General features: G+C 65.1%; 22 protein-coding genes. 14 read left to right on the plus strand and 8 right to left on the minus strand.

Annotated elements, in window-relative coordinates; all coding sequences use genetic code 11:
* Positions 1 to 71 precede the first annotated feature (71 nt).
* The gene (locus tag IVB50_RS07290; RefSeq protein WP_018460315.1) at positions 72 to 923 is read right to left on the minus strand and encodes a 3-hydroxybutyryl-CoA dehydrogenase; all 852 of its coding nucleotides are present in this window, start codon (positions 921 to 923) and stop codon (positions 72 to 74) included.
* Between the two features lie 258 nt (positions 924 to 1,181).
* Entirely contained in the window at positions 1,182 to 2,660 is a 1,479-nt protein-coding gene (locus IVB50_RS07295) for an FAD-binding oxidoreductase (RefSeq protein ID WP_026233998.1), read from the minus strand.
* Positions 2,661 to 2,882: 222 nt separating this feature from the next.
* Here IVB50_RS07295 and hisC point away from each other — a divergent pair, with 222 nt between their 5' ends.
* On the plus strand, positions 2,883 to 3,935 hold the full coding sequence (gene hisC / locus IVB50_RS07300; protein WP_026233999.1) for a histidinol-phosphate transaminase: 1,053 nt from the start codon (positions 2,883 to 2,885) through the stop codon (positions 3,933 to 3,935).
* A gap of 217 nt (positions 3,936 to 4,152) precedes the next feature.
* Positions 4,153 to 4,851, plus strand: coding sequence for an ABC transporter permease (locus tag IVB50_RS07305; protein ID WP_247295111.1), 699 nt, complete (start codon positions 4,153 to 4,155; stop codon positions 4,849 to 4,851).
* Here IVB50_RS07305 and IVB50_RS07310 read toward each other — a convergent pair.
* A complete protein-coding gene (locus tag IVB50_RS07310; RefSeq protein WP_026234000.1) occupies positions 4,825 to 5,634 on the minus strand; it encodes a substrate-binding domain-containing protein in 810 nt (269 codons plus the stop codon). The genes IVB50_RS07305 and IVB50_RS07310 overlap by 27 nt on opposite strands.
* Positions 5,635 to 5,806: 172 nt before the next feature.
* On the opposite strand from IVB50_RS07310, the gene IVB50_RS07315 reads away from it, so the two are divergent.
* The 3 genes from IVB50_RS07315 to IVB50_RS07325 all read left to right on the plus strand — a co-directional run bounded on the left by IVB50_RS07315 (position 5,807) and on the right by IVB50_RS07325 (position 7,780).
* Positions 5,807 to 6,091 carry a hypothetical protein gene (locus tag IVB50_RS07315; protein WP_018460320.1) on the plus strand — a complete coding sequence of 95 codons (285 nt, stop codon included), beginning with the start codon at positions 5,807 to 5,809 and terminating at the stop codon, positions 6,089 to 6,091.
* Between the two features lie 292 nt (positions 6,092 to 6,383).
* The gene (locus tag IVB50_RS07320) at positions 6,384 to 7,451 is read left to right on the plus strand and encodes a hypothetical protein (protein ID WP_157643161.1); all 1,068 of its coding nucleotides are present in this window, start codon (positions 6,384 to 6,386) and stop codon (positions 7,449 to 7,451) included.
* 62 nt (positions 7,452 to 7,513) lie between these two features.
* On the plus strand, positions 7,514 to 7,780 hold the full coding sequence (locus IVB50_RS07325; protein ID WP_018460323.1) for a Plug domain-containing protein: 267 nt from the start codon (positions 7,514 to 7,516) through the stop codon (positions 7,778 to 7,780).
* Positions 7,781 to 7,791: 11 nt separating this feature from the next.
* Here the strand turns inward: IVB50_RS07325 and IVB50_RS07330 are convergent, their stop codons facing one another.
* Positions 7,792 to 9,108, minus strand: coding sequence for an alpha/beta hydrolase-fold protein (locus IVB50_RS07330; protein WP_247295114.1), 1,317 nt, complete (start codon positions 9,106 to 9,108; stop codon positions 7,792 to 7,794).
* A 49-nt stretch (positions 9,109 to 9,157) separates the two neighbouring features.
* Here IVB50_RS07330 and IVB50_RS07335 point away from each other — a divergent pair, with 49 nt between their 5' ends.
* Complete coding sequence (locus tag IVB50_RS07335) at positions 9,158 to 9,376, plus strand: hypothetical protein (protein WP_143273219.1); 219 nt, start codon at positions 9,158 to 9,160, stop codon at positions 9,374 to 9,376.
* A 7-nt stretch (positions 9,377 to 9,383) separates the two neighbouring features.
* Here IVB50_RS07335 and hutU read toward each other — a convergent pair whose 3' ends face one another.
* The 3 genes from hutU to hutI are packed head-to-tail and all read right to left on the minus strand — an operon-like array spanning position 9,384 to position 13,835.
* Positions 9,384 to 11,051: a urocanate hydratase gene (hutU, locus tag IVB50_RS07340; RefSeq protein ID WP_026234001.1), complete on the minus strand. Its 1,668-nt coding sequence runs from the start codon at positions 11,049 to 11,051 to the stop codon at positions 9,384 to 9,386.
* Between the two features lie 13 nt (positions 11,052 to 11,064).
* Entirely contained in the window at positions 11,065 to 12,621 is a 1,557-nt protein-coding gene (hutH, locus tag IVB50_RS07345) for a histidine ammonia-lyase (RefSeq protein ID WP_018460325.1), read from the minus strand.
* A complete protein-coding gene (gene hutI / locus IVB50_RS07350; protein ID WP_018460326.1) occupies positions 12,621 to 13,835 on the minus strand; it encodes an imidazolonepropionase in 1,215 nt (404 codons plus the stop codon). Before hutI ends, hutH begins: the two co-directional genes overlap by 1 nt.
* Before the next feature lie 84 nt (positions 13,836 to 13,919).
* On the opposite strand from hutI, the gene IVB50_RS07355 reads away from it, so the two are divergent.
* The 7 genes from IVB50_RS07355 (at position 13,920) to IVB50_RS07385 (ending at position 21,908) form a co-directional block, all read left to right on the plus strand.
* Positions 13,920 to 15,278: a formimidoylglutamate deiminase gene (locus tag IVB50_RS07355; protein ID WP_018460327.1), complete on the plus strand. Its 1,359-nt coding sequence runs from the start codon at positions 13,920 to 13,922 to the stop codon at positions 15,276 to 15,278.
* Positions 15,275 to 16,003 (plus strand): histidine utilization repressor, encoded by a 729-nt coding sequence (hutC, locus tag IVB50_RS07360; protein WP_018460328.1) that lies wholly within the window; start codon positions 15,275 to 15,277, stop codon positions 16,001 to 16,003. Before IVB50_RS07355 ends, hutC begins: the two co-directional genes overlap by 4 nt.
* Positions 16,004 to 16,109: 106 nt before the next feature.
* Entirely contained in the window at positions 16,110 to 17,054 is a 945-nt protein-coding gene (locus IVB50_RS07365; protein ID WP_247295117.1) for an ABC transporter substrate-binding protein, read from the plus strand.
* Between the two features lie 73 nt (positions 17,055 to 17,127).
* Entirely contained in the window at positions 17,128 to 17,901 is a 774-nt protein-coding gene (locus IVB50_RS07370; protein ID WP_007601313.1) for an ABC transporter permease, read from the plus strand.
* Positions 17,898 to 18,683 carry an ABC transporter ATP-binding protein gene (locus IVB50_RS07375; RefSeq protein WP_018460330.1) on the plus strand — a complete coding sequence of 262 codons (786 nt, stop codon included), beginning with the start codon at positions 17,898 to 17,900 and terminating at the stop codon, positions 18,681 to 18,683. The genes IVB50_RS07370 and IVB50_RS07375 overlap by 4 nt, the downstream gene beginning before the upstream one ends.
* Positions 18,676 to 19,908, plus strand: coding sequence for a Zn-dependent hydrolase (locus tag IVB50_RS07380; RefSeq protein WP_018460331.1), 1,233 nt, complete (start codon positions 18,676 to 18,678; stop codon positions 19,906 to 19,908). Before IVB50_RS07375 ends, IVB50_RS07380 begins: the two co-directional genes overlap by 8 nt.
* An 860-nt stretch (positions 19,909 to 20,768) precedes the next feature.
* On the plus strand, positions 20,769 to 21,908 hold the full coding sequence (locus tag IVB50_RS07385) for an MFS transporter (protein ID WP_026234004.1): 1,140 nt from the start codon (positions 20,769 to 20,771) through the stop codon (positions 21,906 to 21,908).
* Positions 21,909 to 21,914: 6 nt separating this feature from the next.
* Here IVB50_RS07385 and IVB50_RS07390 read toward each other — a convergent pair whose 3' ends face one another.
* The gene (locus IVB50_RS07390; protein ID WP_018460333.1) at positions 21,915 to 22,904 is read right to left on the minus strand and encodes a tripartite tricarboxylate transporter substrate binding protein; all 990 of its coding nucleotides are present in this window, start codon (positions 22,902 to 22,904) and stop codon (positions 21,915 to 21,917) included.
* A gap of 287 nt (positions 22,905 to 23,191) precedes the next feature.
* Between IVB50_RS07390 and IVB50_RS07395 the strand changes: the two genes are divergently transcribed.
* Positions 23,192 to 26,032 (plus strand): winged helix-turn-helix domain-containing protein, encoded by a 2,841-nt coding sequence (locus IVB50_RS07395; RefSeq protein ID WP_247295119.1) that lies wholly within the window; start codon positions 23,192 to 23,194, stop codon positions 26,030 to 26,032.
* Positions 26,033 to 26,052 lie beyond the last annotated feature (20 nt).

The raw sequence follows: 26,052 nt of genomic DNA on the forward strand, positions 1-26,052 counted from the left end.
GCGTCTTTGTCGCAGCGCAAATCGCGGGGTCTGGCGGCGAGCACACTCAACGCCCGCCGCCCGCGCCGTTGTCAGGCGCTGTAGGTATAAAAGCCCTGCCCCGTCTTGCGGCCGAGATGGCCGGCATCGACCATTTCCTTGAGCAAGGGGGCCGGACGGTATTTGGGGTCGTTGAAGCCTTTGTAAAAGACCTCCATCACCGACAACATGGTGTCGAGCCCGACGAGATCGGCGAGCGCCAACGGGCCGATCGGATGGTTGCAGCCGAGCTTCATGCCGGCATCGATCTCTTCCGCCGTCGCAATCCCCTCCTGCAGCGCGAAGATCGCCTCGTTGATCATCGGACAAAGGATGCGGTTGACGGCAAAGCCCGGGCTGTTCTTGGCCGTGATCGCCACCTTGCCGACGCGCTTGGCCAAATCGAGCGCCTTGGCGTGGGTGTCGTCGGAGGTCTGCAAGCCGCGGATGAGCTCCAGCAGCGCCATAACTGGAACCGGATTGAAGAAGTGCATGCCGATGAATCGGTCGGGACGGTCGGTCGCCGCGGCGAGCTTCGTGATCGAGATCGACGAGGTGTTCGTGGCGAGCAGCGTGCGTGGCGACAGCGTCGCACAGAGATCCTTCAGGATCTTGACCTTGAGTTCCTCGTTCTCGGTCGCGGCCTCGATGACGAGATCGCAATCGACGAGCTTGGCGCGGTCGGTGGTGCCGGTGATGCGCTTGAGCGTGGCGTCGCGATCGCCCGCCGACATCTTCTCCTTCTTGACCAGGCGCTCGAGGCTGCCGCCAACCGTCGAAATCCCGCGGTTCACCGCCGCATCGGAAATATCGACCATCACGACCGAAAGCCCGGCCGCGGCACAGATCTGCGCGATGCCGTTCCCCATGGTGCCTGCCCCGATGATGCCAACGCTTTGGATCATTGCCTCAAATCCTTCATCCTTGCGGACGTGCCATGCCGGCCCGCCCCTTTGTTCCTGCATCAGGGTCTAGCACCGCCCCCGGGCGGGTGCGACCTGATCCTGTCCCTTCCTTAAAGCATCCAAGGCGGGAATAAAGCCGCCTTTCGGCCGCCACACGGCATGATTTGACGCCCCCGGCTGTTTGGCCCGGCCTATCCGCGGCATCCGTCTCCGTGAGCGCCGAGCGTTCGGGAGCACCGGGCTTGAGGTGGGCACAGCTCAACCGAGACGAAGCACCTTGCCCGGATTCATGATGTTCTTGGGATCGAGCGCCCGCTTGATCGTGCGCATGATGTCGAGCTCGGTCCGGGAACGGTAGTGCTGGAGCTCGTCGAGCTTTTCGATGCCGATGCCATGTTCCGCCGAGATCGAGCCGCCCATGAAGGTGACGAGGTCGTTGACGGCCCGTGTGATCGCCGCGGAATATTGGGAGAGCGTATCGCGGTCCATGCCCTTCGGGCCCATGAAGGAGAAGTGCACATTGCCGTCTCCGATGTGGCCGAGCGGATAGGGGCGGATCGCCGGCAGGATTGCGAGTACGGCCTCGAGACCGCTGTCGATGAACTCGGGAATCCTGGAGACCGCGACCGACACGTCGTAGCTCAAGCCCGGACCTTCGGTGCGCGATGCCTCGGCCACGCTCTCGCGAATCCGCCACATGTTGCGCGACTGCGCTTCGGTTTGCGCGATCACCGCATCCAGCACCCGGCCCGTCTCGAGTTGGTCGGCCAAGAACTGCTCCATCCTGTCCGACATGCCCGTGCCTCCGTCCTGCCGTGGCCGTGCCGATGACCATTCGAGAAGGAGATACCATTCCGTCTCAGCCTTGAGGGGATCCTGGGTGCCGGGAATGTGGCGCAGCACCATGTCGGTGCACGCACGGCTGATGAGCTCACAGGAGCCGACATTGTCATCGGAAGCGGCATGCGCCTCCGACAGAAGGTCGATGGCTGCCTTGGGATCGCGAATTGCGAGCCATGCCGTGCACACGTCTTTCGGCGCCGGCCAGAGTTTCAGCACCGCCTTGGTGATGATGCCGAGCGTCCCTTCGGCGCCCATGAACAGATGCTTGAGGTCATAGCCGGTGTTGTCCTTCTTGAGTGCGCGCAGGCCGTCCCAGATATCGCCGTTAGCCAGCACGACCTCGAGACCCAACACCAGATTTCGCGCATTGCCATAACGCAGCACCTGCACGCCGCCGGCATTGGTGGACAGATTACCTCCGATCATGCACGAGCCCTGAGCACCGAGGCTGAGCGGAAAGAGGCGGTCGTGGCGCGCGGCTGTGTCCTGAAGCGTCTCGAGGATGCAGCCCGCCTCCACAGTCATAGCATAGCCGACGGGATCGATATTCAGCACCTGGTTCATGCGACCAAGCGACAGCACGATGCCGCGGTGCATGGGCCACGGCGTGGCACCGCCCATCAGGCCGGTGTTGCCACCTTGCGGAACGATGGCAATGCCGTTGTCGTAGCAGAGCTTGACGACAGCGGAGACTTCCGCGGTGATGGCCGGACGCACGATCGCCGCGGCCTGCCCCGCCAGCGTGCCGCGCCAGTCGGTCACGAAGGGCAGCTTGTCCTGCTCGTCCACGATCAGGCCTTTGTCGCCGACGATGGCCCGCAAGCGGTCGAGAACGGCTGACGTCACCGGCGCGCTCGGAATCGAGGGGGCGGTGGGAAGGGCTGCACCCGGCATGTGTTCCTCTCTTTTCGGCCGTTGCGCGCCTTGGGGCGCGCCGGCCTTCGTTCTTTTTCATTCTGGGCGGTGGTGCAATGACCCTAGCATAGGGGTCGCGCTTGCGGGAACGTCTCCGGCAGTAAGCCTCGTGCGGATTTGCCTGCAATGCTGAACGCAGGCGCACTTCCACCGGGCTCCCGCATACCCTACTGTGCCCCGATCAAATTCGGATTGGAGCTCATGAGCCGTTTCTGGAGTCCAGTCGTCCACACGCTTTCGCCCTATGTCCCCGGCGAGCAGACCAAGCAGGACGGCATCGTCAAGCTCAATACCAACGAGAATCCCTACCCGCCCTCGCCGCGCGTGCTGGCGGCGATCGCATCGGCCGCGGAGCGGCTGCGCCTTTATCCCGATCCGCGCGCAACGCGCCTGCGCGAGGCCATCGCGGCCCATTGCGATGTGGCGCCCGAGCAAGTGTTCGTCGGCAACGGCTCCGACGAGGTGCTGGCCCACACCTTCCAGGCACTTCTGAAGCACGAACCACCGCTTCTATTCCCCGACGTCACCTACAGCTTCTACCCTGTCTATTGCGGCCTCTATGGAATAACGCATGACGAGGTGCCGCTCGATGCTGCGATGAGGATCGATATCTCCGACTACAGGCGACCATCGAGCGCCATCCTGCTCTGCAATCCGAACGCTCCAACCGGCATCGCCCTTCAGCGCGACGCCATCGCATGGCTGCTCGCCGAACAGCCGGACCGGCTGGTGGTGGTGGACGAGGCCTATGTCGATTTCGGCGCCGAGAGCGCCGTGCCGCTGGTTGCACGCCACGACAATCTGCTGGTTATCCAGACTTTCTCGAAGTCGCGCTCGCTCGCTGGCCTGCGGGTTGGTTTTGCCATCGGCCAACGACCGCTGATCGAAGCGCTGGAACGGGTGAAGGACAGCTTCAACTCCTATCCGCTCGATTGCCTCGCGATCGCCGGCGCCGTCGCCGCGATCGAGGACGACGGCTGGTTCCGAGACACCCGTGCCCGTATCATCGCAAGCCGCGAAACCTTGGCCCGCGATCTCAGACAACTCGGCTTCGATGTGCTGCCGTCGCTCGCCAACTTCGTTTTCGCGCGCCATCGAAGCCGGAGCGGAGCAGATCTCGCGGCAGCGCTTCGCCAGCGTGGCGTTCTGGTCCGGCATTTCGGAAAGCCGCGCATCGAGGACTTTCTGCGCATCACGATCGGAACGGAGGCCGAGTGTGCCCGGCTCGTTGAAGTGCTGCGCGGCTTGATCTGAGCCCCGACCGTCCCCGCATCGGGCAAAAGATGAGGCCGAACGCCACCTCGTACCCATGCCGCGCAAGGCTTTGATTTCCGGTCAAATTCGGGTTACCAAACCGCTCCGCCGCTGCCTTGCACGACGCTGCCCTCAGGGAAATATACGTGAATCACCCCCGCAGTCCCGAAATCGGCGCACCCGAGGCATCGTGGCGGGCGCCGAAGCTCGGGCACGGATGAACGACTTCGCGCGATCCATCGGCGCCGCATTCACACTGATCGGCGAGGCCGACGCAGAGCTTTTGGGCATCGTCGGGCTGTCGGTGCGCGTCAGCCTGACTGCCAGCATCCTCGCGCTTCTGATCGGGGCGCCGTTCGGGGCGCTGCTTGCGATCACCCGGTTCCGTGGGCGGCAGGTCATCATCGTCCTGACCAATGCCTTGCTTGGCCTTCCGCCGGTCGTGGTCGGGCTCGCGCTCTATCTTCTGCTGTCGCGCTCGGGCCCGCTCGGGGCCGCCGGCCTGTTGTTCACGCCGGCGGCCATGGTGGTCGCGCAGACGCTGCTCGCCACACCGATCGTGGTCGCACTGGTGCACCGGCCGGCGAGCCTGCTGTGGGCGGAGTATGGCGACCTCGCACGGATCGACGGGCTGTCAACGCTACGCAGCATCGGCTTGCTGTTCGCGCTGGGCCCGACCTCGCTGCTGACGGCCTTTCTCGCAGCCTTCGGGCGCGCGATCGCCGAGGTCGGCGCCATCCTCATCGTCGGTGGCAATATTCGCGGTTTCACGCGCACGATGACGACCGCGATCGCGCTGGAGACCAGCAAGGGCGACCTGCCGCTGGCGCTCGGGCTCGGGCTGATCCTGCTCGCACTCAGCGTCGCAGTGTCGACCGTCGCCTTCCTGCTAGTGGGACGCGTTGGGGAAAAATAGCTGCTCGCCCCCGACCTTGTAGCCCGCGATGGCCTCCTGCCCCCCAGGAGAGATCAGCCAGTCGACGAAGGCCTGCCCGTCCCGCGCCTTCACGTTCGAATGCTTGGCCGGATTGACCAGCATGACGCCGTACTGGTTGAACAGCCGCTTGTCGCCTTCGGTGAGGACGGCAAGGTCGCCGCGGTTCTTGAATGACAACCAGGTGCCGCGGTCCGACAGCAGATAGGCGTTCGACGACGACGCCATGTTCAGTGCTGGACCCATGCCCTGGCCAATCTCGCGATACCAGCCGTCCTTGGCGGCACCGAGGTCGATGCCTGCCTCCTTCCACAGCCGCAGTTCGGCCGCGTGCGTGCCGGACTTGTCGCCGCGCGAGATGAACGGCGCCTTCACGGCCGCGATCTTGCGCAGCGCCTCGGCCACATCCTTGCCGCCGGCGATCTTGGCGGGATCGCTCTTCGGCCCGACAATGACGAAGTCGTTGTACATGACGTCGAAGCGCTTCACGCCCTCGCCTTCGGACATGAACTTGTCTTCGGCAGGCCTGTCATGGACGAACACGACATCTGCATCGCCGCGCCGCCCGATGTCGAGCGCCTGACCCGTACCGACGGCAACGACCTTCACGTCAACGTCTCTGGCCTTCGAGAACAGCGGCAGCAAGTAACCGAACAGCCCCGACTGTTCCGTCGACGTCGTCGAGGCCACAGTAATGGTGCGCTCCTGTGCGAACGCGATGGTGGACCAGAGCAGAACCGCTCCGAGAGTCATTATCCTTTTCATGCCTCGTCCTTACACAAGATGCTCGATGTTCCAAACTTTACCGTCGATAGAGCTGTACAGGGAACCTCGACAGCGCCGCAATGCGCTTGGTCATGAGCCTCGCGGCGCTCCTAAGTGAGGAACGTCCGCTCCGCGCGCAAGTTGTCGTCAAGGCAACCCAGGAGGAAACCAGATGAAGAAGATCATTTTGGCATCCGCGTGCATCATGGCGCTGGCGACCGGCGGCGCCTTTGCGCAGACACAACCCGCCCCAGGCGCATCCGGCCAGGGCGACGTTGGCCCTTCGTCGCGGGGCCCCGCGACCAAGGGCATGACAACCGGCGCGTCGTCGAACATGCAGAACGAGGCCGCCGACAGCAAGGGCAAGCAGACCCCGTCGGCCGGCGGCAGCAACACCAATAACATGGGCAGCCAGGCCGGCGGCGGCGCTGGCTCCGGCTCCGGCGCCGGAAAGTAGGCCGGTATCGATCGAAAATCCTGGAGAGGGGCGATCGTCCCCTCTCCAGAACCTTTGTGCCGTCAAAGCTTGTCGATGTCATGTGCGAAGGTGTTGGTGTCGAACGAAGCGTATTGGCGGGGCTGCACCTTGGTTACAGTCACGCCGGCTAAATCGCAGCCGCGCGCCCTGAAGGCGTGGATGTTCTGCAATTGGTCCTACCTACATTGACATCAGTGTGACAGCCGGGGATTTTTACATTGCTGGCGAATCAGCGATGGCCTCAAGCCGAGTACCTCTTGGACAACTCCCAGTGCTTTCGAGACTGATATCGTTGCTGCGCCGCATCGCCGCGGTGAAATGGGCGTTCACCCGGCTTCGCCCCGCGCCGCACGGTGGCAGCATCGACGTCACGCCTGACGCAGTAGACGCCTCACCCGCCATTGTTGCAGAAATTGCAGATACGGCTCCGGCTCTCGACACCAGCATCAACGCGGATACGTCGCACTGCGACGTCCCGGTCGCGGCTTCAGCCGCCGAAGACAACACCTCCAGCCCTGTCATCGCGGAGAGCCCGTCGGAAACGCCAGCCGATGTCAGCGGCAGCGACGATTCATCCCAGGAGACGCCGACGGAAGTCGAGCCGATCGTCGTGGAAGTTTCGGTCGCGACTATCGACGTCGTGCGCGAAGCGGTCGACGTCCCCGAACTCATCATCAACAGCGATCCAACTTCCGAACTTTCGGCCGACGTTGAGCCCGTTGTGGCGGAGAAGGCCTCTTCTGTCGATGTCGAGGTCGTCACGGTTGACGCCATCGCTCTGGTCGTCGACGTGGATACTTCCTCGACTCTCGACGACACGTGTGTCGCGTTCGCCGATCGCGACATCTCGCCGGAGCATGTCCCTGAGGATAGCATCGAGAGCGATCCTTCCCCCGGCGCCGCGGAAGACTCCACCGAGACGCTCGGCGTCGTCACAACTATCGAGCCAGCTCCGGCCCTCGTGTCTCCGGCTCCGGAGATCCCGTATGCACCGAAAGCTCGCGTGAGAGCCGCAGAGCCCGCCGACCGCGCCGCGCTAATCCGGCAGCGCTGGGCGGAGACCGGGATCAGGATGTGGAATCCCCGCCTCCACGGCGCCGATGATGCCACGCTGAACATCCAGGGCAGCGTCGGGCTGCTGCCGCCCGCGCCCGGCGAGACGATGCCGCGCTACGACAAGCTGGAATTCCGGATGCTCGGCGGACAGATCGTCTGCGAAGGCGTGATTGTCGAAGCCCCCGCGCATGCAAGCCAGCGCAGTTTTACACGGCTCGCCGAGCCGGGGAAACCCGATCCGGTCCGCGAATTAATGCGGGAACGCCAGGCCGCTCTCGCCTGACCCTTTATTCCAGTGACGAGCAGCCCATATGCTAGGCTAACGCCCTGAATTTGGGAGATCGCATGCCCGCAAGATCGTTGCGACTGGTCGTGATTGTCGTCCTCTGCGTCTCGCAAGGAGCCTTCGCCGCATCCAGTAAACGCCATGCGCCCACGACCGATCAGGCCTCACCCTACAAGGCCGACCGCCTCTCCTTTTCGCGCGGAGAGACGATCCTCAACACGCCCGGCCAGACCACCGTGCTGACGCGAGAGGTCCTCGACGACAAGAACGCGACGAGCCTCAAGGACGCCATGCGCTCGACCGCCGGCGTGACGATCGGGCGCTAGGCTACTTTCGCTCAGGGGATAGGATAGCCCTTCCAGACCCACTCCAGCGCCGACGGCAGCGTCTGCGCGATCGTGGGACGGTCGACGTGCTTGGCGTTGCGGACGAACAGAAACTGATAGTGGTAGCCCTTCTCCGCGAGCACCTTGGCCATCAGCGCGTTGGAGAGGGTCCAGTCGTGCATGCCATCGGGAATGGTGGGGTTCGGATAGAACAGGTCCTGGTCGCCGCCGAAGAACCAGAACCGGATCGGCTTGGTCGGCGCGGCGACGATCAGCGGCAGGCCGGGCGGCTCGGCCGGCGTGAGCACGCCCGCCTTGGAGATGAGATGGGGTGTGGCTGGCCCCGTCCATGCGCTGTGATACTCCCAGGCACCGCCGCGCAGCGACGGGTCGTGCGGCCATTGCTGGTTGACCATGGTCGGCGAGAACGCCAGCACGCGGTGATAGAGATCCGGATAGAACCACGCCATGGTGAAGGCGGCCACACCGCTCGAACTCAGCCCCATGGTCGCACGCCCATCGGGATTTCTGGTCAGCTTGACATCGGCGTTCTTTTCGACCAGCGGCAGCACTTCACGCTCGACGAACTGCGCGTAGGCACCTGACACCGCGTCATATTCGCGGCCACGCTGACTGCCCTGCGCGTCCTGCCCGCCATTGCCGATCTGAATCGCGATCATCGGCGGCACGCGGCGCTGCGCGATCAGATTGTCGAGCGTGACGGCGAGGTCCTTGTAGGCGTTGGAGCCGCCGTCGCCGACCACGATGAACGGCGCCTCGCTGCCGCGCACATATTGCGCCGGCACATAGACGTCGATGGTGCGCGACCAGACGCCGGGATGGCTGGTGGTGACGATCATGTGCGACTTGTCGTCCGGCGCCGTGACGGTCGTCATGATCGAGGAATTGGTGCAGCCGGCGGCGTCATCGCGGATCAGGCCAGGATTGTAGATGGTGCTCTCCTTCGACGACAGCGTGAAGGACTTTGTCGTCCCACGCGGCACGCCCTCCTTCGCGATCGTCTCCGGCGCAGGATTGTGGGTGGGACCGATGATGAAATTGCCCTCGGCACCCGGTGGCGGCAGCGTTCCGTCAGGAAGCTCTGTGGCGCGTGGATAATTGGGATTGGATGGATCGCGCGTCGGAGGCGCCGTCTTGAAGTCAAGACCCGTCGTATCAATGAAGAACGGGCCCGCCTTGTCGGTGGTGTTGGCCCCAGGCGGCACGGCCATGTTCTGGGTGACGCAGGCCGGCTGCGAGAAGGCAATCGAAGTGAAGGAGACGACGGAAATCAGCGTCCCCGCAAGGACGGAGAATGATTTGGTCATTTCAGCTCCCGATACCGACGAGTCTTTCTGGCTCGCCTTGGCGCAAAGTATGACGAGCCGACTGTGCGCGGTCAAACCTCAGCCGGCCGCGTTGCGGCTATGGCCGCCATGCTCAAAACGGGCAGGCACGGTTACTCCAGGCCGGCTGGGATGCGACTTCATCCAGGGCTACTACTTCGCAAAGCCCATGCACGGCGACGCGATCGACGAGTATCTCGCAAAGGAACGCCAGCGCCTCGGCAGCGCCGAAGCCAGGGTCGTGGCCTAAGTCGCGCCTAGCGCAGGCTCGGCAGGTCGAGCCCTTTGTCGCGGGCGCAGTCGATCGCGGTGTCGTAGCCCGCGTCGGCGTGGCGCATGACGCCGCTGGCAGGGTCGTTCCAGAGCACGCGCGCGATCCGCTTCGCCGCTTCCGGCGTACCGTCGGCGACGATCACCATGCCGGCATGCTGGGAATAGCCGATGCCGACGCCGCCACCGTGATGCAGCGACACCCAGGTCGCGCCGCTGGCGCAATTGAGCAGGGCGTTGAGCAAGGGCCAGTCGGACACAGCGTCCGACCCGTCCTTCATCGCTTCGGTTTCGCGGTTGGGGCTCGCCACTGAACCGCTGTCGAGATGATCGCGGCCAATCACGATGGGTGCCTTCAATTCGCCGCGCGCCACCATCTCATTGAAGGCAAGGCCCAGGCGATCGCGATCGCCGAGCCCGACCCAGCAGATCCGCGCCGGCAGGCCCTGGAACTTGATGCGCTCCCTGGCCATGTCGAGCCAATTGTGCAGATGCTTGTCGTCAGGCATCAGCTCCTTGACCTTGGCGTCGGTCTTGAAGATGTCCTCGGGATCGCCCGACAGCGCGGCCCAGCGGAACGGCCCGACGCCGCGGCAGAACAAGGGACGGATATAGGCGGGAACGAAGCCGGGAAAATCGAAGGCATTCTTCAGGCCCATGTCCTGCGCCATCTGGCGAATATTGTTGCCATAGTCGAGGGTCGGAATGCCCAGTGCATGGAAATCCAGCATGGCCTGGACGTGCTCAACCATCGAGGTCTTCGAGGCGCGCTCCACGGCCTTGGGGTCGGCAGCGCGCTTGGCTTCCCACTCGGCGAGCGTCCAGCCCTTCGGCAAATAGCCGTTGATCGGATCGTGCGCGCTGGTCTGATCGGTGACGATGTCGGGCCTGACGCCACGGCGGACCAGCTCGGGAAAAATCTCCGCGGCATTGCCGAGCAGGCCGACCGAGACCGCCTTCTTCGTCTTCGCTGCGTCGGCCATGATCGCAAGCGCCTCGTCCAGCGTTGCGGCCTGGCGATCGAGATACCCGGTGCGCAGACGCATCTCGATGCGGCTCGGCTGGCATTCGACCGCCAGCATCGAGGCCCCGGCCATGGTCGCAGCCAGCGGCTGCGCGCCGCCCATGCCGCCGAGACCGGCCGTCAGAATCCATTTGCCGGCGAGGCTGCCGCCATAGTGGCGGCGGCCAACTTCAACGAAGGTTTCGTAGGTGCCCTGCACGATGCCCTGGCTGCCGATATAGATCCAGGAACCCGCCGTCATCTGGCCGTACATCATCAGGCCCTTGCGATCGAGCTCGTTGAAATGATCGAGCGTCGCCCAGTGCGGCACGATGTTGGAATTCGCGATCAGGACGCGCGGCGCGTCGGCATGAGTGCGGAACACGCCAACCGGCTTGCCGGACTGGACCAGCAGCGTCTGGTCGTCCTCGAGCTCGCGCAGCGAAGCAACGATCCGGTCAAAGCTCTCCCAGTCGCGCGCGGCGCGGCCGATGCCGCCATAGACGACGAGCTCGCTCGGACGTTCTGCAACGTCGGGATCGAGATTGTTCATGAGCATGCGCAAGGGAGCTTCGGTCAACCAGCTCTTGGCGCTGATTTCGCTGCCGCGGGGCGCGCGGATGGTGCGGTCGTTGTCCAGTCGGCGGTTCATGCGGAACACCTCGTCAGGCAAGTGTCGGAAACGGGTCAGTTGACAGTACGGCGAGCGCCGCAGCCGGCAGCGCGTCGGCTTCGACCAGCGCTGCAGCCCTGGCGAGATCGCCGGCCATGTAGCGGTCGGCGCCGAGCTGCGGCACCTGCTCGCGCAGTGCGGCGATGACGGCGGCGAGCGGCGCGCTGGTCGCATGCGGCGCGCGCAGCGTGATGCCTTGGGCGGCGACCAGCAGCTCAATGCCCAGGATGGTGGCGAGATTGTCCGCCATGTCAGACAGGCGCCGTGCAGCATGCGCGGCCATCGAGACATGGTCTTCCTGGTTGGCGCTGGTCGGCGTCGAATCGATCGAGCACACGGCCGCGCGCTGCTTGTTCTCGGCATAGAGTGCGGCCGCCGTCACCTCGGCGATCATGAAGCCGGAATTGATACCGGGATCGGGAGTGAGGAACGGCGGCAGGCCGAAATTGAGCGCGGGATCGACCAGCGTCGCGATGCGCCGCTCGCTGATCGCACCGATTTCCGACAGCGCCAGCGCGATGGTATCCGCGGCAAAAGCCACCGGTTCGGCATGGAAGTTGCCGCCGGAGACGATCTCGCCGGTCTCGACCAGGACAAGCGGATTATCGGTGACGGCATTGGCCTCGATAATCAGCGTCCGCGCCGCCTGCAGGATCAGGTCGAGCGCCGCGCCTGCGACCTGCGGCTGGCAGCGCAGGCAATAGGGGTCCTGCACGCGCTCGTCGCCTTCGAGATGCGACAGGCGGATGTCGCTGCCGTCGAGCAGCGCCATCAAGGTTGCCGCGGCCGCGATCTGTCCCGAATGGCCGCGCAGGGCCTGGATTTCGGGGCGGAACGGCGCCGTCGAAGCCATCGCGGCATCGACCGACAGCGCGCCGGTGACGAGCGCGGCGCGGGCCAGGCGAAATGCGCGCAGCACGCCGGAGACGGCGTAGGCAGTGGAGAATTGCGTGCCGTTGATCAGCGCGAGCCCTTCCTTGGGACTGAGCGTCAGTGGCGGTAGGCCGGCTGCGGCGAGCGCGTCGCTGCCTGATACGCTCTTGCCGTCGACGAACGCCTGTCCTTCGCCGATCATCACAGCGGTCATATGCGCGAGCGGCGCGAGATCGCCAGAAGCACCGACCGAACCCTGCTGCGGCACCAGCGGTGAGACGCGCCGCGCCAGCATGGCCTGCAGCTGCTCGATCACCTCGCGGCGCACGCCGGAAGCACCGCGCCCGAGCGAGATGATCTTCAGCGCCATCATCAGCCGGACAATCGGCTCGGGCGTCGCCGCACCGACGCCGCAGCAATGCGAGACGATGAGATTGCGCTGGAGCAGCGCGGTCTGGTCAGGTGGAATCCGCTTCGACGCCAGCTTCCCGAAGCCGGTGTTGATCCCGTACACGGGGACGTCGGCTCGCGCAGCCCTTGCAACGATCCCCGCGGCCGCGTCGACGCGCGGCCAGAACGAGGGATCGAGAACGACAGATGCGCCTTCGAGCACGCGCGCGAGATCGTCGAGGCTAACCGTTCCCGGCTTGACGACGATCGCTGTGCTCTCCTCCATCACTGTCCCCTCCACACCCGGCGGTGAAGCGGATTGAAGCCGATACGGTACACCAGCTCGGCGGGGCGATCGATGTCCCAGATCGCAAGGTCGCACCATTTGCCGGCCTCTAACGTGCCGGTATCATTGAGCACGCCGAGCGCTCGCGCGCCTTCGCGGGTGACACCCACAAGGCACTCGGCCACATTCATCCGGAACAGCGTCGCGCCCATGTTCATGGCGAGCAGCAGCGAGGTCAGCGGCGAGCTGCCCGGATTGCAGTCGGTCGCGAGCGCCATGGCAACGCCGTGCTTGCGGAACGCCTCGACCGGCGGTTTTTGCGTCTCGCGGATGAAGTAGAAGGCGCCGGGCAGAAGCACGGCCACCGTTCCGGCCTTCGCTATCGCCGCTGCACCGGCTTCGTCGGTGTGCTCGAGGTGATCGGCCGAGAGCGCCGAGAATTTTGCGGCGAGCGCAGCCCCGCCGAGGTTCGAGAGCTGGTCAGCATGCAGCTTAACCGGAAGTCCGAGCCGCCTCGCCGTCTCGAACACCCGCCCCGTCTGCTCGCCGGAAAATGCGATCCCCTCCATGAAGGCATCGACGGCATCGGCGAGGCCCGCCTTCGCGACCGCCGGCAACATCTCCCTGCAGACGAGATCGATGTAGCGATCCTTGTCGCCATCGGCCTCTGGCGGCAGCGCATGCGCGCCGAGAAACGACGTGCGGATCGCGACCGGCCGCTGACGGCCCAGGCTTCGCGCGGCGGCCAGCTGCCGCATCTCGGTCTCGGTGTCCAAGCCGTAGCCGGACTTGATCTCGACCGTGGTGGCACCCTCGGCAATCAGCGCATCGAGCCGCGGCAGCGCGTGTGCTACGAGCTCGGCCTCGCTTGCCTTGCGCGTCGCGGCCACTGTCGAGACGATACCGCCGCCGGCGCGCGCGATCTCTTCGTAGCTCGCGCCCTTCAGGCGCAGCTCGAACTCATGGGCGCGGTTACCGCCATAGACCAGATGGGTGTGACAGTCGACGAGACCGGGCGTGATCCAGCGCCCTCCGCAATCGATCCGGTCGGCTGCATCGGCGCTCGCCGGAAAATCGGTCTGCGAACCCGCATAAGCGATACGGCCGCCGCGCGCGGCGATCACGCCGTGCTCGATCTCACCGAGATCGGGACCATCGGCCCGCATCGTGGCGAGCCGGGCGTTATGCCAGATCCGGTCGAAGCGTTCTGCCATGCAACTGTCCCTTCGCGTGGGATGCTTGACTTATATGTCTAGACATATAATCGTGTCGCGGTTCTGTCCAGCCGGCATGGAAACATGACACGACTGCATTTCGCCTCCGCGCTCCTGCCCTCGGGCTGGGCCAATGACGTGCAGGTGGTGATCACCGCCGGCGCGATCGCCGAGGTGACGCCGGGCATGGCGCCGGTCTCCGGCGATGAACGCCACGACATCGCGTTTCCGGGACTTGCGAGCCTGCACAGCCACGCTTTCCAGCGCGGCATGGCGGGTCTCGCGGAACTGCGCGGCGATAGCACCGACACCTTCTGGACCTGGCGCGAGACGATGTACCGCTTCGCGCTGGCGATGACGCCTGACGACGTCGCAGCGGTCGCGACACTGCTTTATGTCGAGATGTTGGAGCAGGGTTTTACCCGCGTCGGCGAATTCCATTATCTGCATCATGATCGCGACGGCTCGCCCTACGCCGACATCGGCGAAATGGCCGCACGCATCGCGCAGGCCGCCGAAGCTTCGGGTATTGCGCTGACGCTGCTGCCGAGTTTTTATGCGCATGGCTCATTTGGGGGCGCAGCACCGCATGCCGGCCAGCGCCGCTTCATCTGTACGGTTGATCAATTTTCCGCACTGATGGCTGCCTCGCGCAAGGCGATTGAACGACTGCCGGGCGCGAATATCGGCATCGCGCCGCACAGTTTGCGCGCGGTGACGCCGGCCGAGCTTGCACCGATCATTCCACTCGCGGAGGGCGGCCCGGTGCACATTCATGCCGCCGAGCAGGTGAAGGAAGTCGAGGATTGCCTGGCGTGGTCCGGACGACGTCCGGTGCAATGGTTGCTGGAGCACGCACCCGTCGATCAACGCTGGTGCCTCATTCACGCCACCCACACCACGGACGAGGAAGTCCGCGCCTTCGCTAGGACCGGTGCGGTCGCCGGCCTCTGCCCCATCACCGAGGCAAGCCTTGGTGATGGCATTTTCCCGGCGCGCGAATTCGTCGGTGCCGGCGGTGCCTTTGGCGTCGGCACGGATTCCAATGTGCTGGTCGGCGTCGCCGACGAGCTGCGTCAGCTCGAATATGGCCAACGGCTCAAGCACCGTGAACGCAACGTGCTCTCTGCCGGCGCAGGCCGCTCGACGGGACGCGCCCTGTTCGATCATGCGCTTGCAGGCGGTGCGCGGGCACTAGCCCAGATGTCAGTCGGTCTGACGCCAGGTGCACGCGCCGACATCGTCACGCTCGACATCACGCATCCCTCGCTGGCGGGGCGCGCGCGCGATGCCGCCATCGACGGCTGGATCTTCGCTGGGGGCAACGGCGCGATCGATTGCGTCTGGGCCGGCGGCGACAAGGTCGTCGAAGGCGGGCGGCACAGACTGCGCCAGGCCGCGCGCGAACACTTCAACGCATCGGTGCGGAGGCTCGTCGCATGAGCCTCGCCACAGATGCCGGCGACAAGCCGACGCTCTACAAGCGGATCCGCGCCGATATCGAGAAGCGCATTCTGACCGGCGAGTGGCCGCCCGGGCATCGCATCCCGTTCGAGCACGAACTGGTGGCGCGTTACGGCTGCTCGCGCATGACCGTGAACAAGGCGCTGTCGGAGCTCGCGCAAGCCGACCTGATCGAGCGGCGGCGACGTGCCGGCTCCTTCGTGCGACGCCCGCAACATCAATCCGCCGTGCTCAAGATCGCCGACATGCGCGCCGAGATCACCGCGCTCGGGCGCGCTTACGGCTACGAGCTGATCGGCCGCAAGCTCCGCGCCGCAACGGCTGCCGACCGCGACCGCCTCGGCGTCAAGAAGGCCGGCAAGGTCGTCGCGATCACCTGCCGCCACAGCGCCGACAACGTGCCGTTCGCCGTCGAGGACCGGCTGATCGATCTCGCGTCGGTGCCGGATGCGGCGGCCGCGGATTTTTCGCGTGAGCCGCCCGGCTCGTGGCTGCTTCACCATGTGCCATGGACAGAGGCCGAGCATACGATCAGCGCTATCGTTGCGGACGATCGCACGGCCGAAGCGCTCGACATCGCCGTCGGCGCGCCCTGCCTCGTGATCGACCGCTATACCTGGCGCAGCGCGCGCACGATCACCGCCGTGCGGCTGCTCTATCCCGGTGACTCTCACCGCCTTGTCGCCCGATTCAAGGGAGGCTGAGAGGACGATGTCGGCACAAATCGTGCAAAGCTTCGGGCAACGGTCCGCGAGGACCGACCAAGATCAACAGGACGTCAATCCATCGATCGGCAAGAGGACGACAATCATGCGTAGTTCGAAAGTATTTGCGGCAGTCATTGCACTTGCGGTCTCCACCCCCGTGCTCGCCGACGACGTCAAGGTCGGCGTCGGCATTTCCGGATGGACCGGGTTCGCGCCGCTGACGCTGGCGAAGGAAGCCGGCATTTTCAAGAAGAACGGCCTCGACGTCACCATCAAGAAGATTCCGCAGAAGGATCGCCATCTCGCGATCGCGTCCGGCGACGTCCAGTGCGCGGCGACCACCGTGGAGACCTGGATCTCCTGGAACGCCAACGGCGTCGCGACCAAGCAGATCTTCCAGCTCGACAAGAGCTACGGCGCCGACGGCATGGCCGTGCGCAACGAGCTTGCCGCGATCAAGGATCTGAAGGGCAAGACGGTTGCTGCTTCCGCGCCCGGTACCTCGCCCTATTTCGCGCTGGCCTGGATACTCAAGAAGAACGGCTTGTCGGTGAAGGACGTCACTGTCGTGAACCTCGAGCCGGCGGCGGCGGCACAGGCCTTTGTCTCCGGCCAGAACGATGCCGCGATGACCTATGAGCCGTATCTGTCGACGGTTCGTGCCGCCCCCGACAAGGGCAAGATCATCGCGACCACGCTCGACTATCCGATGGTCATGGACACGTTCGGCTGCACGCCGAAATTCCTCACCGAGAACCCGAAGGCCGCCAAGGCGCTCGCCGACAGCTATTTCGAGGCCCTCGACATGATCGCCAAGGACCAGGCCAAGGCCTACGAGATCATGGGTGCCGACGTGAAGCAGAGCGGCGAGGCGTTCGGCAACTCGGCAAAATATCTGCGCTGGCAGGACAAGGCCGCGAACCAGAAATTCTTCGCCGGCGATTTCCTGACCTTCAACAAGGAGGCCGCCGACCTCCTGCTCGAGATCGGGATCATCAAGGCCGCGCCGAAGGTCGAGGATCTCTTCGACGCCAGCTATATCAAGTAAATCTCCCAGGAGCCGCCGGCCCCGTCTCGCCGCGGGGCCGGCAAACTTGTTCACCGCCCGGATAGACAGTTTGATGCGTCCCCTCGATCCCGTGACGTCAAGGCAGCGCGTGGCTTACGGCCTTGCGTTCTTCGTGGTGTTCGTAGCCCTCTGGTCCTGGGCGACCTTCGGCGGCCATGTGTCGAAGGTGTTCCTCGCCAACCCGCTGACCATGGTGCAGGAAGGCGTCGATCTGATCATCAAACAGGGCTTCCTGTTCGACATCGGCATGACGATCTGGCGCGTCGTCGGCGGCTTCGTGCTGGCCGCAATCATCGCGGTGCCGTTCGGCGTGCTGATGGGCGCGTACAAGCCGGTCGAGGCCTTCCTCGAACCGTTCGTTTCCTTTGCGCGCTATTTGCCGGCCTCCGCCTTCATTCCCCTCCTGATCCTGTGGGCAGGCATCGGCGAGCTGCAGAAGCTGCTCGTCATCTTCATCGGCTCGGTGTTCCAGATCATCCTGATGATCGCGGTGACCGTCGGCACCACGCGGCGCGACCTGGTCGAGGCGGCCTATACGCTGGGAGCCAGCGACCGCGGCATCATCCGCCGCGTGCTGTTGCCCTCTTCCGCGCCGGAGATCGCCGAGATCCTGCGGCTGGTGCTGGGCTGGGCCTGGACCTATGTCATCGTCGCCGAACTGATCGGCTCCTCCTCCGGCATCGGCCACATGATCACCGACAGCCAGGCGCTGCTCAACACCGGCCAGATCATCTTCGGCATCATCGTGATCGGGCTGATCGGCCTCGTCTCGGACTTCCTGTTCAAGGCGTTCAACGCGTGGCTGTTTCCCTGGAGGCTCGCATGACGATCCTCAAGATCGAACAGGTCTCGCGAACTTTTCCCGCGCGCCACGGCAACGCGCCAACGAGGGCGCTGGAGCCGACCGACCTTGTGATCGGCAACAACGACTTCGTCACCATCCTCGGCCCTTCCGGCTGCGGCAAGTCCACGCTGCTTCGCATCGTCGCCGGCCTCGATCGCCCGACCGGCGGACGTGTGGTGCTCGACGGACGCGAGGTGACTGGCCCGGGCGCCGACCGCGGCATGGTGTTCCAGTCCTACACGCTGTTTCCCTGGCTGACGGTGCGCGAGAACATCGCCTTCGGCCTTCGCGAGCGCGGCGTGCCCGAGGTGGAGCGAAACAAGGTCGCCGATGCCTTCATCCGCCAGGTCGGTTTGTCCGGCTTTGAGAACCATTGGCCAAAGCAGCTCTCCGGCGGCATGCAGCAGCGCACCGCGATCGCGCGCGCGCTCGCCAATGATCCCAAGATCCTGCTGCTCGACGAGCCCTTCGGCGCGCTCGACAACCAGACGAGAGCCCTGATGCAGGAAATGCTGCTCGGGATCTGGGAGCGCGACCAGAAGACCGTGCTGTTCGTGACCCACGACATCGAGGAAGCGATCTTCCTCGGCAGCCGCGTCATCGTCATGAGCGCGCGTCCCGGCCGCATCAAGGCCGAGATCAATGTGGACCTGCCGCATCCGCGCTCCTACAAGATCAAGACCACGCCCGAATTTGTGCAGTTGAAGGAACGGCTGGTCGAGGAGATCCGCACCGAGGCGTTGAAGGTTGCCGAGCATGCCTAACACCTTTTCACGCGCAAACGGCGAGCGCGTTCTCGCCGATCTCAATGCGCTCCGTGCCATTGGCGCGTACAAGACCGGCGTGCACAAGCCGACCTTCTCCGAGCCGCACAAGCTTTCGCTGGATTGGCTGGTGCAGAAGCTGCCCGACGCAGGCCTCTCCGCCGCGATCGACGGCATCGGCAATGTCTTTGGCACCAGCGCAAAGTCGGGACCCAAGCTGCTCGCGGGATCGCACCTCGAAAGCCAGAACTACGCCGGCTGGCTCGACGGCCCGCTCGGGGTCGTCTACGCGCTCGAAGCGGCCCGCGTGCTCAATGCCGATCCCTCGCTCGAAGGCGCGGTCGAGGTTGCCGCCTGGTGCGACGAGGAAGGACACTTTGGACACTTTCTCGGTTCGCGCTCCTATGTCGGCCAATTGACCGAGACCGACATCGATGCCGCACGCGACCGCACCAGCGGCCGCACCATGCGGGCCGCACTTGCCGACATGGGGCTCGCAGGACGACCACGCATCGCCGCCGAGCCGGGCCGGCACGTCGGATATCTGGAAGCCCATATCGAGCAGGGCGACACGCTCGAAAGCGGTCGCCTTGCGATCGGCGTCGTCACCTCCATCGTCGGCATCTGGCAATACCAGATCAATTTCGTCGGTGAACAGAATCACGCCGGCACGACCCGCATGGCTGCACGGAAGGATGCCGGGCTGGCGCTGGCAAAGTTCTGCGTCGCGATCGACAAGCGTTTCCCCGAGAGCTGCGGCCTGCGCACGGTCTGGACCACCGGCCGCATCACGCTCGATCCGGGCGCACCGAGCATCATTCCGGGTGCGGCCGAAATGCTGTTCCAGATCCGCGACGACGATCCTTCCGTCGTCGCACGGCTGGAAGAACTGCTGCGGAGCATGGCGGACGAGGTCAGCGCGAACGGCCCCTGCACCGTCACCGTGGACAAACTGCGCACCGGTGCGCCGGCCATGATGAACGCGGGCATCCAGGACGCGATCGAAGCCGCGAGCAAGGCCCTGGCCGGCGGACGGTCCATCCGCATGCCCAGCGGCGCCGGCCACGACGCGCAGATGCTGGCGACAATCATGCCCGCGGGCATGCTGTTCGTACCGTCGATCGGCGGCATCAGTCATCACTGGACCGAGAACACCGCCGACGTCGACATCGTCACCGGCGCCCAGGTGTTTGTCGACGCTTGCCAGCGGATACTCGGCGGCTAGAACGATTACAGACACAGCTTCGCATCCTCGCGGCGTGTTTCGCCCGAGCTTTGCTTCGTCGCTTCACCCTCTTGTCCAAGAGGGCGCAGGGAAGGCCGGGTGCCGGCTGGCACCCGCGGTCCGCTGCGCGAAAAGCACACGCAGGAAAACCGCACAGCAGCATACAGGTGTAGCCAATCACTCGGCCTTCCCTGCGCGATGGTTGGACGGCTTATGCCGTGCTCTCCCGGGAGCCGAGTTCTCTTTGGCCTCCCTCGCCCCAACGAAAGTCACCGGCACCGCGCCGGTTGACGCAGATGCCGCATTCGCCAGAGCTTGACCGTAGCAACGACGGCCAGGACCACACGGTTTTGCCGTACGCACGGCCCGCCATTTCGCCGCAGTATTCCCAGCCCTGTCGACGGAGCCGGAAACTTACAGACGAGACGAAGCCTAGCAGCGCCGCTCGTCGGAACGAAGCCTTGGGCTCACGGAGAGCAATCCGCCCTGCCCACACCTCTCGCACCCGAACGCTGCCGCGTCCACCGCAAGCCCGGCTCGCGAACATGACGACCACAAGATCGCCCCTCAAGGATGAGCCGGGATGGCCAACACATACGCCGTTTCCGAATTTCGGTAAAGCGGAATATTTTCATCAGTGCGGCTTGACACCGGTGCGGGTCGGGCTGTCAAGGTGTTTCGCCCGACGGCGCAGCCCACCGGCGCGCCGAGATGCCGGTGACGAGCCAAAAGGCCTGGTGTCCGCTTGCGGCCGCCCGGGGGCCGCCTGCGACAATCCGAGTCCGCCGCGGACATAAAGACGCGACAATTGCGGGGCTTGTCGATTGCCCCTGCCCTGATTCCCCCTTCCCGGAGTTCCCATGTCTTCTGCCGACAGGCCAGCGACACGCCTTGCGACCAGACTTGCCTTCCTCGTCGCGGGTTTCGGCATGGCGTGTTGGGCACCACTGGTGCCGTTCGCGAAGGCGCGGCTCGCCGTCGACGACGGCATCCTCGGACTGCTCCTGCTCAGCCTCGGCATCGGCTCGGTCGTCGCGATGCTTCTGACCGGCGTGCTGAGTGCGCGCTATGGCAGCAAGCCGATCATCATGGCGGGCGGGATCGGTCTTGCCCTGGTCCTGCCTCTGCTGACAATCGCGAACTCGCCCGCGATGCTGGCGCTGGCACTCCTCGCATTCGGCGCCGCGCTCGGCTCCATCGATGTCGCCATGAACATCCACGCGGTTGAGGTGGAGCGCGCCGCGGGACGTCCGCTGATGTCCGGCTTCCACGCGCTGTTCAGTATCGGCGGCTTCGCCGGGGCCGCGCTCATGACCGCACTGCTCTCGCTGCAACTCGGCGCGCTCGCTTGCACGCTGATCTGCTCCGTCCTGATGCTGATCGCGATGCTTGGGGCCTGGCCGCGGCTGCTTCGCTCCGTGCAGGTGCAGGAAGGACCGCTGTTCGTGCTGCCGCATGGCGCCGTGCTCCTGCTCGCGCTGCTTTGCGCCATCACCTTCCTCGTCGAAGGCGCGATGCTCGATTGGGGCGCGTTGCTCGTCATCGGCGCGGGTCTCGTTTCCGAAGCGCAAGGCGGGATCGGCTACATCGTGTTCTCGGTCGCGATGACGATTGGGCGGCTCGGCGGCGACGCCGTCGTCGCGCGCATCGGAGACCGCACGACATTGTTCTGGGGCAGCCTGATTGCGATCGCGGGTTTCGTGGTCCTGCTCACCGCTCCCGTCGTGGCGGTCGCCATAGGCGGCTTCCTACTCATCGGCCTCGGCGCATCCAACCTCGTGCCGGTGCTGTTCCGCCGAGCGGCGAGGCAGAAGGTGATGCCAACGGGCCTCGCCGTCGCGGCGATCACGACCGCCGGCTACGCCGGCGTTCTCGTGGGCCCCGCCGGTGTCGGCTTCATCGCACGTCTTGGCGGATTGCCGGTGGCGTTCTGGCTCCTGACCGCGCTGATGGGCCTCGTCACGCTGACGGCGCGCATTGTCACGCGCGCCGATGCCTGAGCGGCTTCACAAATTGATCAGCCCGATCGATTTGATCAGGGGCGCGAGGCTTGCGGATGTGGCCTCGACGATGCGCTGGAATTTGTCCGGGCTTGAATCGTTGTCCGGCTCCATGCCCTGGGCGCGATAGCTCGCCAGAAGCGCCCTATCGGCCATGGCGAGCCGCGTCGCCTGCGCGATCCGGTCGATGATCGCATCGTCGGTGTCCTTGGGTGCGAACAGACCGAACCATCCCTCATACCGGATGCCGGGCATGCCGGATTCGACGGCGGTCGGGATCTCCGGCGCGCCGCTCAGCCGCGTTTCGGTGGTGACCGCAAGCAGCCTGACTCTTCCCGCTTGGGCCAGCTGCTGCAATTGAACGGACATGACGGCAATGACGAGCGATATCTGGCCGCTGACGAGGTCGTTGGTCGCCTGCGCGATGCCGCGATAGGGCACGTGGACGATGTCCAGCGCGCCGGCCTGCTGCTTGAAGGATTCGCCGACCAGATGGTTTCCGGTGGCGATCCCCGGCGTGCCATAGGACAGCTTTCCTGGATTGGCTTTCGCATAGGTGATCAACTCGCGCAGGTTTGCGGCAGGCACCGAAGGATTGACGGCGAAAACCAGCGCGCTGTTGATCAGCCGGTAGATGGCGCGGAAATCGCCAACGGAATATCCGGGATTTGCCGCCGTCATGGGAATGATGACCTGCGTGCTGCCGTTGCCGAGCAGCAGCGAATAGCCGTCGGGCTCCTCGCGCGCGACCGCCGCGGTCCCGATGGCGCCGCCCGCGCCGCCGATATATTCGACGAAGGTCGGCCCGAGCAGCGACGGCATCCTGTCCACCCAGGGGCGCGCGATCTGGTCACCCGATCCGCCGGCTCCGTAGGGAATCACCAGGCGAATGGGACGAGACGGATAGTCGGCGGCTTGTCCGCTGCGGGGAAGCGCGGCGAGCGCCGCTGCGCCCGACAACGCGTGCACCAATTGTCGCCGCGTGAAAGAGGCCATGCTGGAAATTCCGGAAGTCGGCAGTCAATGTGGTGGCGGGACCGGCTCCCGGACCATGCCATCGCAGCAATCCGGCATCACAGTCAATGCTCCATCCGGCCGTGCCCCGGCGTCATCGCATTGTCATGTCGGCCTAACTCTTTATTTCACAAGCATTATTTCGGCGAGCCATCCGTCCGCGCAGGGCTGTCAGCCCTGCCCACTGCTTTCGACCGGTTTACTGTACGCCTCGTTCTGTTAGATCAGAAAGTAATACCTTTTGACTCCCTTCGAGGGGGCGATGGCGCGTGCCAGATCGTAGCGAAGATTCGGCCATTTCCTTTGGGCCATTTCGACTGTTTCCGAAGTCCCGGCTCCTGGAGAAGGAGGGCTCGCCGCTTCATGTCGGCGGCCGCGCGCTCGACATTCTCATCTTCCTTGCCGGACGCCCCGGAGAAGTGGTCGACAAGAGAGAGCTGGTCAAGCGCATCTGGGCCGGCGTCAATGTCGACGAGGGTAGCCTGCGCTTCCATGTCGCAGCGCTACGCAAGGCGCTCGGCGACACCGGCAAGTCGGCGCGTTACGTCGTCAACGTGCCCGGCCGCGGCTATTGCTTTGTCGCCTCGTTCGCTCAAGCAGCTCCTCCGGCCGCCCCGCTCCCGGCCGAAAGCGCCCCTCCCCGCTCCTTGCCCGCTCAGCTCACCAGGATGGTCGGCCGGGAAGGTGTCATCGAGAAGATCTCGAACGGACTTTCGCTCTATCGCTTCATGACCGTCGTCGGCCCGGGCGGCATCGGCAAGACCTCGGTCGCCGTCACCGTCGGGCATCGCCGCTCCCAGGATTTCGGCGGGCGAGTCTTCTTTGTCGATTTCGGTCCGCTGAGGGATGCCAGTCACATCGCGACCACCATTGCTTCGGCGCTCGGACTGACCATCAGCGCGGAGGATCCGACGCCGGCCCTGCTGACGTTTCTGAAGACCGACCCGGCCCTGCTGATCTTCGACGGTTGCGAACATGTGCTGGATCATTTGGCGCCGCTGGTCGAGCGCATCGTTCGCGAAGCACCGCAGCTTCGTGTTCTCGCAACCAGCCGCGAGTCGTTCCGGAGCGAAGGCGAGCGAATTTTCCGGCTGTTCCCGCTGGACTGTCCGCCCGAGCGCGAAGGGCTTGCTGTCGACGAGGTCCTTGCCTACCCTGCGGCTCAGCTCTTTGTGGAGCGCATTGCGCAGAGCTCGGGCCCGTTCCAGCTCAGCGCGGAAGAGGCCCCCCTCGTCGCGAGCATCTGCCGGCGCCTCGACGGCATCGCGCTGGCAATCGAGCTCGCGGCGGGCCGCGTCAATGCTTACGGCATCGCCGGCACGGCATCCCTGCTCGACAGCCGCTTTTCGCTGCAATGGCGCGGCCGACGCACCGCCGTGCCGCGGCACCAGACACTCGCTGCGGCGCTCGACTGGAGCTACGACCTTCTGCCTGCCGCGGAGAGCGCAACGCTGCGACGCCTGTCGGTCTTCGCCGGGCCTTTCGCGCCGGAGGCGGCTGCGGCGGTCGCGTCGGGTGACGGCCTCAACGCCTCCGAGACCCTCGAAGCAATCGACAGCCTGGTGACCAAGTCTCTGATTTCGCCGTCCGGCTCGCGGACGCTGCGCTATCGGCTGCTCGACACCACGCGCACCTATGCATACGGAAAACTCAACGAGCTCGGCGAAGCCGGGCAGTTCGCGCGGCGTCATGCCGAGCATTTTCGCGATTTATTCCAGCGCGCGGAGGCCGATATTTCGACGCCGCTGCCCGAATGGCTGAGCATGTATGGCGCGGAGCTGGACAATGTGCGCGCGGCGTTGGACTGGGCCTTCGGGCCCGACGGCGAGCCGAAACTCGGGATCGCGCTGACGTCGGCCGCAGTCACGCTGTGGGTGCGTCTTTCGCTGTTCGCGGAATGCCGTGAGCGCAGCAGAACGGCGCTCGCGGCGCTCGGAGACACCGCCGACGACGACCGCATCCGCATGCAGCTGCTGTCGGCGCTCGGATGGTCGCTGATGTATGGCGAAGGCCGCGCGCGCGAGGCGCGGCCGATCCTCGAGACGACCCTCGAGCTGGCTGACAGGCTCGACGACAAGGATTTCCGGCTGCGCGCGCTCTGGGGCTTGTGCATCGACCAGTTCAATAACGGACAGTTCGGCAAGGCCCGTGCGCTCGCCGATCGCTTTGCGAACGCAGCCGCGAACTCGCCCGACAGGACCGATGTCATGCTGGGCGACCGGCTGATGGCCGTCGCGCTGCATTATCTCGGGGATCAGAACGAGGCTCGGCTGCGCATCGACCGGGTCAATGCATCGTTGCATGTGTTGGCGGAGAAGCCGAAAATCTTCCCGCTCGATCTGAGAATATCGACGCAATATTTTCGAGCTCGCATCCTGTGGCTTCAGGGTCTGGCCGATCAGGCTCAGGCCCTCACCGCCAGAAACATCGAGGAAGGCCGCGCCAACGGCCACGCGCTGACATTCTGCAGCGTGCTCGGACAAGCCGCCTGCCCGATCGCCTTCTGGTCCGGCGATTTCGACGCCGCCGAGCGTCACGGCATCGAGCTGCTCGAACACACCGAGCGCCACGCCATCCGGCTGTGGGGCCTGTGGGCACGGGCCTTCAACGCCGCAGTCATGGTCAGGCGCGGCGACGTCACGACCGGCCTGCCGCTGCTGCGCGAGGAGCTCAATCGCGCCGGCGATGCGCGCTTCCTGCCGCGCTTTCTGCCCTTGCTCGGCGAGCTCGCCGCGTGTTCCGGAGAGGCCGACCAGGTCGATCGCGGGCTCGACGTGATCGAGGATGTCCTGACCCGCTGCAACGACCGGCAGGAGCTCTGGTATCTGCCGGAGCTGATCCGCATCAAGGGAGAGTTGATGCTCAGGAACGCCCGGCATTCAGAGGATGCCGAGGCGCGCTTTCGCGAGGCCATGGACATTGCCGTCCAGCAAGGCGCGCTTTTCTGGGAGCTGCGAAGCGCGGTCAGCCTGGCGCGGTACATGATCGGGGCCGGCCAGAGCGCGGAGGCCTTGGCAATTCTGCAACGCGCATGCGGGCCGTTCACCGAGGGCGCCGGCATTGCCGAGATCCGCAGCGCCCACGATCTGATCGAGCAGCTCCGGGCTTGACGAGTCGGCTGACCGGCGCC

It is taken from the genome of Bradyrhizobium sp. 87 (assembly GCF_023073015.1).
In the GTDB taxonomy this organism is placed as follows: domain Bacteria; phylum Pseudomonadota; class Alphaproteobacteria; order Rhizobiales; family Xanthobacteraceae; genus Bradyrhizobium; species Bradyrhizobium canariense_D.